8 protein-coding genes are annotated in these 10,884 nt (G+C 50.3%); 3 read left to right on the top strand and 5 right to left on the bottom strand.

The features are described from left to right. Positions 1-191: 191 nt before the first annotated feature. The gene (ompC, locus tag ACUU1I_RS16945) at positions 192-1,292 is read right to left on the bottom strand and encodes a porin OmpC (RefSeq protein ID WP_000768386.1); all 1,101 of its coding nucleotides are present in this window, start codon (positions 1,290-1,292) and stop codon (positions 192-194) included. A gap of 258 nt (positions 1,293-1,550) precedes the next feature. After that, positions 1,551-2,432 carry an aromatic amino acid efflux DMT transporter YddG gene (yddG, locus tag ACUU1I_RS16950; RefSeq protein ID WP_000198219.1) on the bottom strand — a complete coding sequence of 294 codons (882 nt, stop codon included), beginning with the start codon at positions 2,430-2,432 and terminating at the stop codon, positions 1,551-1,553. Positions 2,433-2,663: 231 nt separating this feature from the next. Here yddG and fdnG point away from each other — a divergent pair, with 231 nt between their 5' ends. The 3 genes from fdnG to fdnI are packed head-to-tail and all read left to right on the top strand — an operon-like array spanning position 2,664 to position 7,254. Next, complete coding sequence (fdnG, locus tag ACUU1I_RS16955) at positions 2,664-5,711, top strand: formate dehydrogenase-N subunit alpha (RefSeq protein ID WP_449144864.1); 3,048 nt, start codon at positions 2,664-2,666, stop codon at positions 5,709-5,711. Positions 5,712-5,723: 12 nt separating this feature from the next. Further along, positions 5,724-6,608, top strand: a complete 885-nt coding sequence (gene fdnH, locus ACUU1I_RS16960; RefSeq protein ID WP_001240582.1) for a formate dehydrogenase N subunit beta — start codon at positions 5,724-5,726, stop codon at positions 6,606-6,608. Next, the gene (gene fdnI, locus ACUU1I_RS16965) at positions 6,601-7,254 is read left to right on the top strand and encodes a formate dehydrogenase-N subunit gamma (protein ID WP_000045648.1); all 654 of its coding nucleotides are present in this window, start codon (positions 6,601-6,603) and stop codon (positions 7,252-7,254) included. The genes fdnH and fdnI overlap by 8 nt, the downstream gene beginning before the upstream one ends. A gap of 227 nt (positions 7,255-7,481) precedes the next feature. Here fdnI and ACUU1I_RS16970 read toward each other — a convergent pair whose 3' ends face one another. The 3 genes from ACUU1I_RS16970 to maeA form a co-directional block, all read right to left on the bottom strand. Continuing rightward, positions 7,482-7,766 carry a HigA family addiction module antitoxin gene (locus tag ACUU1I_RS16970; protein WP_005050353.1) on the bottom strand — a complete coding sequence of 95 codons (285 nt, stop codon included), beginning with the start codon at positions 7,764-7,766 and terminating at the stop codon, positions 7,482-7,484. 145 nt (positions 7,767-7,911) lie between these two features. After that, positions 7,912-8,922, bottom strand: a complete 1,011-nt coding sequence (gene adhP / locus ACUU1I_RS16975) for an alcohol dehydrogenase AdhP (protein ID WP_000845078.1) — start codon at positions 8,920-8,922, stop codon at positions 7,912-7,914. A gap of 133 nt (positions 8,923-9,055) precedes the next feature. Beyond that, the gene (maeA, locus tag ACUU1I_RS16980; protein ID WP_000433464.1) at positions 9,056-10,753 is read right to left on the bottom strand and encodes a malate dehydrogenase; all 1,698 of its coding nucleotides are present in this window, start codon (positions 10,751-10,753) and stop codon (positions 9,056-9,058) included. Positions 10,754-10,884 lie beyond the last annotated feature (131 nt).

Here is a 10,884-nt window from a genome sequence, read left to right on the forward strand (position 1 = left end):
AAGCTGTATTAATATTGGTCATAATCACTCATCAATAAATATTATAGTAAGATGTCCCCGGAGGATATGGAATAATATTAATTGAGGTGAATGACCAGAAATATCAAAAATTGCTCATTTTTACTTAAGGAGTCATACAGCAGCACTTAAATCAAAAACCAGCCCAGAGAAGGGCTGGTCAGGAGAGGACGTTAGAACTGATAGGTAATGCCCGTAGCGACGATGTTATCGGTGCGAATATCTACGGCACGGGTAAAGTCGCTTTCATCAATCAGGTTGATTTTATAATCAACATAGGTCGACATATTTTTGTTGAAGAAATACGTCGCACCAACGTCGATATACTCAATCATGTCCTGGTCGGCGTAGCGGCCCAGATCTCTGCCTTTCGATTTCAGGTAAGCGAGTGATGGGCGCAAGCCGAAGTCGAATTGATATTGCGCCACCACTTCAAAACTTTGTGCTTTGTTAGAGATATAACCATCCCCATAGGTGGTCATGTTTAATGTTTCAGCGTAATTAGCTGCAAAGTAGATGTTGTTGGCATCATACTTTATACCTGTGGCCCATAGTTCTGCATTCTTACCGGAGGCATTGAGAGGATTAGCAGCGGCTCTTTCCTGCGCATTTGTCCGATCGGATTTGGTATATACCGCACCGATACCAAAGCCATCATAAACATAAGTTGAGGAGATACCGAAACCGTCACCGTTGGCACGCGTGTAGTCAGCACCATAAAGATGACTGTTGTCAGTACGTTCATTTTTGCCTTGATATTGCGCGGCAAAGTTCAGCCCTTCAATTAAGCCAAAGAAATCGTAGTTGCGATAGGTTGCTAGACCGGTGGTACGGTATGTCATGAAGACATCTTTCTGACTCCAGGTATCGCCACCAAATTCTGGCAACATATCGGTCCATGAACCAATGTCGTAGCCGACACCGTAGTTACGACCATAGTCCAGAGAGCCAAATTCACTAATTTTTAAACCAGCATAGGCCAGACGGGTCTTGTTGCCGCGCGAGCCGTTGGCTTCATCGTTATAGCCTTTAAAATCATATTCCCAGTGACCAAAACCAATCATTTGATCATTGATTTGCGTTTCTCCTTTAAAGCCGAGACGGGCATAAGTTTTATCACCATCGTCACGCTTATCATCAGTAAAATAACGTAGAGCGGTAACCTTGCCATAAAGGTCGAGTTTATTACCATCCTTGTTATAGACTTCGGCAGCGTGTGCTACGTTCGCAGCTAACAAACCAGTTACAACCACCGCAACTATTTTTAATTTCATTTAACAGAATCCTTTTAATTATCGTTAAACGTATTTTCTAAACGAATTTTAAACGGCGTCATTTATAAATGACATACTGTTTTTAAAATAGAATGGTGATTAAAAACAATGAGAAAAATAGATGAAATAATATTATTTATCGATATGTGATCGAAGTCGAAATGAGATATAAGGTGAATTACTGGTATTTGAAATTTATTTTTTAATATTGTCGGAATTTATCTGATTAACTGCCGGGCCGTAGACCCGGCAATTATTTTAACCACGACGTGTCGCCAGCCAGCAGAGCAGGGAACCGCCGCAGACCATTAGCGCGCCTTGCCAGAACGAGAACGACAGCGGGGCGCTGAGCAGCACGGCTGCAAGCGCTGAGGAAAGTACAGGCGTAAAATACGAGCCTACCGCCATTATGGTGACATTGCCATGCAATATACCGACATTCCATGCAGCATAAGCAAATCCTAAGGTAAATGCCGCAGAGATGAGTTTAATCATGACGGGCGTGCTAAATACCATTTCTGGTTGTGGCGTGAGAAAATAGTAAATCCACAGACATGCTCCCGTTAGCAGGACAAAAACGGTAATTCCGTTAAATCCGCGTGCGTATTTATTCGTTACTGTGCAATAGGCTGCCCAGATAAACGCACCAATAAACGCCAGGAAATAACTCAATGGGCTGGTGGTGATATTATTGATGATTTCATCATAATGTAACCCATTCTCACCGCCTAACACCCAGCAGACGCCGACCAGGGCTAATAATAATCCTGGTACAATCAGCCAGTTGGTTTTCTGACCATTAAACAGAATGGCAAAGAGAATTGTCAGGCTGGGCCACAGATAGTTCACCATACCCACTTCAATCGCCTGATGACGGGTCGCCGCATACCCTAAGGAAAGCGCCAGACAGATTTCATAGCTGACGAATAACAGACTCCCGGCGAGTAAATAGCCTTTCGGAATCTGCCGAATACGCGGAAATCCAACCGTGAAGATTAACAGCAGCCCGCTTAATGAATAGATAGCAGCTGCGCCGCCGACCGGGCCGAGCCCCTCGCTGACACCGCGAATCAATCCTACCATCGTGCTCCACAGGACGATCGCTATTAGCCCTATGAGCGTTGCTTTTTGTCGTGTCATGCTCGCTGTTTTGTCTCTCTTGCCGTTAAAAATTAAGCTGAATTTTATAGCATTTTTTTAACTGGCCTGTCAGGCAGTGGTGCGTTTTTCTACCGCTATTGAGGTAGGTCAATTTGCGCAGGCGGATTATTTTGTGGCAAACACGTGTTCTTTTTGATTTCGCGCAAAAAGATTCAGAATTTTACTGTTAGTTTCCTCGCGCAGTAATACCCCTGAAAAAAGAGGAAAGCAATGGACGTCAGTCGCAGACAATTTTTTAAAATCTGCGCGGGAGGTATGGCTGGAACAACGGTAGCGGCATTGGGCTTTGCCCCGAAGCAAGCACTGGCTCAGGCGCGAAACTACAAATTATTACGCGCTAAAGAGATCCGTAACACCTGCACATACTGTTCCGTAGGTTGCGGGCTATTGATGTATAGCCTGGGTGATGGCGCAAAAAACGCCAGAGAAGCGATTTATCACATTGAAGGTGACCCGGATCATCCGGTAAGCCGTGGTGCGCTGTGCCCGAAAGGGGCCGGTTTGCTGGATTACGTCAACAGTGAAAACCGTCTGCGCTACCCGGAATATCGTGCGCCAGGTTCTGACAAATGGCAGCGCATTAGCTGGGAAGAAGCATTCTCCCGTATTGCGAAGCTGATGAAAGCTGACCGTGACGCTAACTTTATTGAAAAGAACGAGCAGGGCGTAACGGTAAACCGTTGGCTTTCTACCGGTATGCTGTGTGCCTCCGGTGCCAGCAACGAAACCGGGATGCTGACCCAGAAATTTGCCCGCTCCCTCGGGATGCTGGCGGTAGACAACCAGGCGCGCGTCTGACACGGACCAACGGTAGCAAGTCTTGCTCCAACATTTGGTCGAGGTGCTATGACCAACCACTGGGTGGATATCAAAAACGCTAACGTCGTAATGGTAATGGGCGGTAACGCTGCTGAAGCGCATCCCGTCGGTTTCCGCTGGGCGATGGAAGCGAAAAACAACAACGATGCAACCTTGATCGTTGTCGATCCCCGTTTTACGCGTACCGCTTCTGTGGCGGATATTTACGCACCTATTCGTTCCGGTACGGACATTACGTTCCTGTCTGGCGTTTTGCGCTACCTGATCGAAAACAACAAAATCAACGCCGAATACGTTAAACATTACACCAACGCCAGCCTACTGGTGCGTGATGATTTTGCTTTCGAAGATGGCCTGTTCAGCGGTTATGACGCTGAAAAACGCCAGTACGACAAATCGTCCTGGAACTATCAGTTCGATGAAAACGGCTATGCGAAACGCGATGAAACACTGACTCATCCGCGCTGTGTGTGGAACCTGCTGAAAGCGCACGTTTCCCGCTACACGCCGGACGTTGTTGAAAACATCTGTGGTACGCCAAAAGCCGACTTCCTGAAAGTGTGTGAAGTGCTGGCCTCCACCAGCGCACCGGATCGCACAACCACCTTCCTGTACGCGCTGGGCTGGACGCAGCACACCGTGGGTGCGCAGAACATCCGTACTATGGCGATGATCCAGTTGCTGCTCGGTAACATGGGTATGGCCGGTGGCGGCGTGAACGCATTGCGTGGTCACTCCAACATTCAGGGGCTGACTGACTTAGGTCTGCTCTCTACCAGCCTGCCAGGTTATCTGACGCTGCCGTCAGAAAAACAGGTTGATTTGCAGTCGTATCTGGAAGCGAACACGCCGAAAGCGACGCTGGCTGATCAGGTGAACTACTGGAGCAACTATCCGAAGTTCTTCGTTAGCCTGATGAAATCTTTCTATGGCGATGCCGCGCAGAAAGAGAACAACTGGGGCTATGACTGGCTGCCGAAGTGGGACCAGACCTACGACGTCATCAAGTATTTCAACATGATGGATGAAGGCAAAGTCACCGGTTATTTCTGCCAGGGCTTTAACCCGGTTGCGTCCTTCCCGGATAAAAACAAAGTGGTGAGCTGCCTGAGCAAACTGAAGTACATGGTGGTTATCGATCCGCTGGTGACTGAAACCTCTACCTTCTGGCAGAACCACTGCGAGTCGAACGATGTCGATCCGGCGTCTATTCAGACTGAAGTATTCCGTCTGCCTTCGACCTGCTTTGCTGAAGAGGATGGTTCTATCGCTAACTCCGGTCGCTGGTTGCAGTGGCACTGGAAAGGTCAGGACGCGCCGGGCGAAGCGCGTAACGACGGCGAAATTCTGGCGGGTATCTACCATCATCTGCGCGAGTTGTACCAGGCCGAAGGTGGTAAAGGCGTAGAACCGCTGATGAAGATGAGCTGGAACTACAAGCAGCCGCACGAACCGCAATCTGACGAAGTAGCTAAAGAGAACAACGGCTATGCGTTGGAAGATCTCTATGATGCTAATGGCGTGCTGATTGCGAAGAAAGGTCAGTTGCTGAGTAGCTTTGCGCATCTGCGTGATGACGGTACAACCGCATCTTCTTGCTGGATCTACACCGGTAGCTGGACAGAGCAGGGTAACCAGATGGCAAACCGCGATAACTCCGACCCGTCCGGTCTGGGGAATACGCTGGGATGGGCCTGGGCGTGGCCGCTCAACCGTCGCGTACTCTACAACCGTGCTTCGGCGGATATCAACGGTAAACCGTGGGATCCGAAACGGATGCTGATCCAGTGGAACGGCAGCAAGTGGACGGGTAACGATATTCCGGACTTCGGCAATGCCGCACCGGGTACGCCAACCGGGCCGTTTATTATGCAGCCGGAAGGGATGGGACGCCTGTTTGCCATCAACAAAATGGCGGAAGGTCCGTTCCCGGAACACTACGAGCCGATTGAAACGCCGCTGGGCACTAACCCGCTGCATCCGAACGTGGTGTCTAACCCGGTTGTTCGTCTGTATGAACAAGACGCGCTGCGGATGGGTAAAAAAGAGCAGTTCCCGTATGTGGGTACGACCTATCGTCTGACCGAGCACTTCCACACCTGGACCAAGCACGCGTTGCTCAACGCAATTGCTCAGCCGGAACAGTTTGTGGAAATCAGCGAAACGCAGGCGGCGGCGAAAGGCATTAATAATGGCGATCGTGTCACTGTCTCCAGCAAGCGAGGCTTTATCCGCGCGGTGGCAGTGGTAACGCGCCGTCTGAAACCGCTGAATGTAAACGGTCAGCAGGTTGAAACGGTGGGTATTCCAATCCACTGGGGCTTTGAGGGTGTCGCGCGTAAAGGTTATATCGCTAACACTCTGACGCCGAATGTCGGTGATGCAAACTCGCAAACGCCGGAATATAAAGCGTTCTTAGTCAACATCGAGAAGGCGTAAGGGGGCGAACAGATGGCTATGGAAACGCAGGATATTATCAAAAGGTCCGCAACTAACTCCATCACGCCGCCTTCTCAGGTGCGTGATTACAAAGCAGAAGTCGCGAAACTTATCGACGTTTCCACCTGTATCGGCTGTAAAGCCTGTCAGGTGGCGTGTTCGGAGTGGAACGACATCCGTGATGAAGTGGGGCACTGCGTCGGTGTTTACGATAACCCCGCCGATCTGAGCGCCAAGTCCTGGACGGTGATGCGCTTTAGCGAAACCGAACAGAATGGCAAGCTGGAGTGGCTGATCCGTAAAGACGGCTGTATGCACTGTGAAGATCCGGGCTGCCTGAAGGCGTGCCCGTCTGCTGGTGCAATCATTCAGTACGCTAACGGGATTGTCGATTTCCAGTCGGAAAACTGCATCGGCTGTGGTTACTGCATTGCCGGGTGTCCGTTTAATATTCCGCGCCTCAACAAAGAGGATAACCGGGTATATAAATGCACGCTCTGCGTCGATCGCGTCAGCGTCGGCCAGGAACCGGCTTGTGTGAAAACCTGTCCGACCGGGGCTATCCACTTCGGCACCAAGAAGGAGATGCTGGAGCTGGCGGAACAGCGCGTGGCGAAACTGAAAGCGCGTGGTTACGAACATGCTGGCGTCTACAACCCGGAAGGGGTCGGTGGTACGCACGTTATGTACGTGCTGCATCACGCCGATCAGCCGGAGCTGTATCACGGTCTGCCGAAAGATCCGAAGATCGACACCTCGGTAAGCCTGTGGAAAGGCGCGTTGAAACCGCTGGCAGCGGCTGGCTTTATTGCCACTTTTGCCGGGTTGATTTTCCACTACATCGGTATTGGCCCGAATAAGGAAGTGGACGATGACGAGGAGGATCATCATGAGTAAGTCGAAAATGATTGTGCGCACCAAATTTATTGATCGCGCCTGTCACTGGACCGTGGTGATTTGCTTCTTCCTGGTGGCGCTGTCCGGGATTTCGTTCTTCTTCCCGACGCTGCAATGGCTGACGCAAACCTTCGGTACGCCGCAGATGGGACGCATTTTGCACCCGTTCTTCGGCATTGCGATTTTCGTCGCACTGATGTTTATGTTTGTGCGTTTTGTGCATCACAACATCCCGGATAAGAAAGATATTCCGTGGCTGTTGAACATTGTCGAAGTATTAAAAGGCAATGAGCACAAAGTGGCGGATGTTGGTAAGTACAACGCCGGGCAAAAGATGATGTTCTGGTCGATCATGAGCATGATTTTCGTGCTGCTGGTGACCGGGGTGATTATCTGGCGTCCGTACTTTGCGCAGTACTTCCCGATGCAGGTTGTTCGCTACAGCCTGCTGATCCACGCGGCTGCGGGTATCATCCTGATCCACGCCATCCTGATCCATATGTATATGGCATTCTGGGTGAAAGGGTCGATTAAAGGGATGATCGAAGGGAAGGTGAGCCGTCGCTGGGCGAAGAAACACCATCCGCGCTGGTATCGTGAAATCGAGAAGGCAGAAGCGAAAAAAGAGAGTGAAGAAGGGATATAATCTCTTTTGAACTTTAAGCTGAAAATGGCGCTGTAAAAGGCGCCATTTTCATATTGTAGACAACGTGGGCTTTGTTCATCCCGGATGCGTCGTGAATGCCTTATCCGGCATGAAAACCCTTCAAATACAATAGATTGAAGTGAACGTGTAGGCCTGATAAGCGTAGCGCATCAGGCAATGTTGCGTTTGTCATCAGTTTCAAATGGCGCTTTATAAGGTGCCATTTTTTATTGCGTAACCAGACGGCGTAATCGCGACACAACCACCGTTTTTTCTGCCTCTGCCAGACTCCAGGCGTTTTGCAGATTCAGCCACATTTGCGGCGAACTGCCGATCACCACGGAAAGTTTAATTGCCATTTCTGGCGTCAAAGCTGCTTTTCCGGTCAGCAATCGGCTTGCCGTTGAGGGCGCAATTTCCATTGCTCTGGCAAACTCGCGCAGGCTGACATTAAGTTCGTCCAGTGATTCCTGAATAATGTCCCCCGGGCGGGGATGATTGGCCATTTTCATTAGTGTCTTTACTCTCAGTAGCGTTACTTCTCTGGGAACACTATCATTATTGTTCCTTCCTACGCAACAATAATCCATTTAGCCATTTCATGTTGGAGAGTGTGCGATGCTGCGACCCGAACATGGGAGTCGCAGCAAAGACCTCTTAGTGACGGAAATCAATCACCATACGGCCACGGATTTTGCCTTCTTCCATCTCGGTAAAGATGGTGTTGATGTCCGCTAACGGACGCAGGGCGACTTTCGGCACCACTTTGCCTTCGGCGGCAAACTGGAAGGCTTCGGTTAGATCCTGGCGCGTGCCGACCAGCGAACCGACCACTTCAATGCCATCCAGCACAAGACGTGGGATATCCAGGCTCATAGACTCCGGCGGCAGACCGACAGCCACAACACGACCGCCTGCACGGACAGCATCAACTGCCGAGTTAAACGCAGCTTTAGCTACTGCTGTTACCACCGCAGCGTGAGCGCCACCGGTTTTCTCCTGCACAATTTTGGCGGCGTCTTCGGTGCGTGAGTTAATCGCTAAATCTGCACCCATTTCGGTTGCCAGTTTTAACTGCTCATCATTGACATCAATGGCGATCACTTTGGCGTTAAAGACATTCTTTGCGTATTGCAGGGCGAGGTTACCCAGACCGCCAAGACCGTAGATAGCAATCCACTGACCGGGACGAATTTTTGACAGTTTAACGGCTTTGTAGGTGGTGACCCCCGCACAGGTAATGCTGCTGGGCGCCGCCGAGTCCAGACCATCTGGCACTTTTACCGCGTAATCGGTGACCACGATGCACTCTTCCGCCATCCCGCCATCAACGCTGTATCCGGCATTTTTAACTGAACGGCAGAGCGTTTCGTTACCACTGTTACAGTATTCGCAATGACCGCATCCTTCGTAAAACCACGCCACGCTGGCACGATCGCCTGGTTTTAATGAGGTGACACCTGGGCCAACTTCTGCCACCACACCGATGCCTTCATGGCCCAGAATTACGCCGGTTTTGTCACCAAAATCGCCATTCTTAACATGAAGATCGGTATGACATACACCACAACACTCCATTTTCAGCAGGGCTTCGCCATGTTTCAGTGAGCGCAGTGTTTTATCCGTAACGTCAACATGATGATCCTTCGTAACAACTGCAGTCTTCATAGTTCCTCCTTTTCGGATGATGTTCTGCATAGCAGGTGAGGCAAATGAGATTTATTCGCCACTACCCAGTATGGATGAGATCTGAAAAAGGGAGAGGGAAATAGCCCGGTAGCCTTCACTACCGGGTGCAGGCTTAGATGGAGGTACGGCGGTAGTCGCGGTATTCGGCTTGCCAGAAATTATCGTCAATGGCTTGTTGCAAAGCTTCAGCAGACGTTTTGACCGCCACGCCTTGCTGCTGCGCCATTTTGCCAACCGCAAACGCAATTGCGCGGGAGACTTTCTGAATATCTTTCAGTTCCGGTAGTACCAGACCTTCGCCGTTCAGGACCAGCGGCGAATACTGAGCAAGTGTTTCACTTGCCGACATCAGCATCTCATCGGTGATACGTGACGCGCCGGAAGCAATAACACCCAGGCCGATGCCCGGGAAAATAAAGGCGTTGTTACACTGGGCGATAGGGTAGATTTTATCTTTCCATACCACAGGATTAAACGGGCTGCCAGTGGCGACCAGCGCGTTACCTTCGGTCCAGGCGATAATGTCCTGCGGTGTGGCTTCCACGCGAGACGTCGGGTTAGACAGCGGCATCACGATCGGACGCGGACAGTGTTTATGCATCTCACGGATGATCTCTTCCGTAAACAGCCCGGTCTGTCCTGAGACGCCAATCAGAATATCTGGTTTTACATTGCGCACCACATCCAGCAGTGACAACACATCGCTGTCGGTATCCCAGTCACTGAGGTTTTCGCGCTTCTGCACCAGTTTGGTCTGGAAAGGCAGCAGGTTCGGCATCTTGTCCGTCAGCAGGCCAAAGCGATCGACCATAAAGACTTTCTGCCGCGCTGCTTCCTCGCTTAATCCTTCGCGCTGGGTCTGGGCGATGATCATTTCGGCAATGCCGCATCCCGCTGAACCTGCGCCAAGGAAGACGATTTTTTTCTCGCTTAACTGACCACCTGCCGCGCGGCTGGCTGCGATCAGTGTGCCGACTGTTACCGCCGCAGTGCCCTGAATGTCATCGTTAAAAGAACAAATTTCATTGCGATAGCGGTTAAGTAACGGCATCGCATTTTTTTGAGCAAAGTCTTCAAACTGCAACAGCACGTCCGGCCAGCGTTGTTTCACAGCCTGGATAAATTCATCAACGAATTCATAGTATTCATCGTCAGTGATACGCGGATTACGCCAGCCCATATACAGCGGATCGTTAAGCAGCTGTTGGTTGTTCGTTCCGACATCCAGCACCACCGGAAGGGTATACGCCGGGCTGATGCCGCCACAGGCGGTATAGAGCGACAGTTTACCGATCGGAATGCCCATCCCGCCGATGCCCTGGTCACCAAGCCCCAGAATACGTTCACCGTCAGTCACCACAATCACTTTAATATTATGGTTCGGCACGTTTTGCAGAATATCGTCCATATTGTGGCGGTTCTGGTAAGAGATAAACACGCCGCGTGAACGGCGGTAGATCTCAGAAAAACGCTCACAGGCTGCGCCGACGGTTGGGGTATAAATAACAGGCATCATCTCATCAAGATGATTGTTTACCAGACGGTAGAAGAGGGTTTCGTTGGTGTCCTGGATGTTACGCAGGTAGATGTGTTTGTCGATTTCGGTTTTGAATCCCTGATACTGGATCCATGCTCGTTCCGCTTGTTCTTCGATGGTTTCGACCACTTCCGGCAGTAACCCCAGCAGGTTGAAGTTACGGCGTTCTTCCATGCTGAAGGCACTGCCTTTATTCAACAACGGAAATTCCAGCAGTACAGGGCCAGCGTAAGGGATATAAAGCGAACGCTGTTTTTTTGTTTTTGGTTCCATGTCACTCACTCTTTTTTGAATATCCATCCCTGGCACGCTTTTATCGTCTTTGCTTTACCGCCAGGGCGTCGTCCCCAAGTATAAAGCAGATAAAAACACCATTGCGCAGGCAATGGTGTTTAATCGTCATT

Source organism: Shigella sp. SIG3 (assembly GCF_053555855.1).

Excerpts from the sequence above, each read along its gene's own strand:
- ompC (WP_000768386.1), bottom strand. The coding sequence starts at position 1,292 with ATGAAATTAAAAATAGTTGCGGTGGTTGTAACTGGTTTGTTAGCTGCG.
- yddG (WP_000198219.1), bottom strand. The coding sequence starts at position 2,432 with ATGACACGACAAAAAGCAACGCTCATAGGGCTAATAGCGATCGTCCTG.
- fdnH (WP_001240582.1), top strand. The coding sequence starts at position 5,724 with ATGGCTATGGAAACGCAGGATATTATCAAAAGGTCCGCAACTAACTCC.
- fdnI (WP_000045648.1), top strand. The coding sequence starts at position 6,601 with ATGAGTAAGTCGAAAATGATTGTGCGCACCAAATTTATTGATCGCGCC.
- ACUU1I_RS16970 (WP_005050353.1), bottom strand. The coding sequence starts at position 7,766 with ATGAAAATGGCCAATCATCCCCGCCCGGGGGACATTATTCAGGAATCA.
- adhP (WP_000845078.1), bottom strand. The coding sequence starts at position 8,922 with ATGAAGACTGCAGTTGTTACGAAGGATCATCATGTTGACGTTACGGAT.
- maeA (WP_000433464.1), bottom strand. The coding sequence starts at position 10,753 with ATGGAACCAAAAACAAAAAAACAGCGTTCGCTTTATATCCCTTACGCT.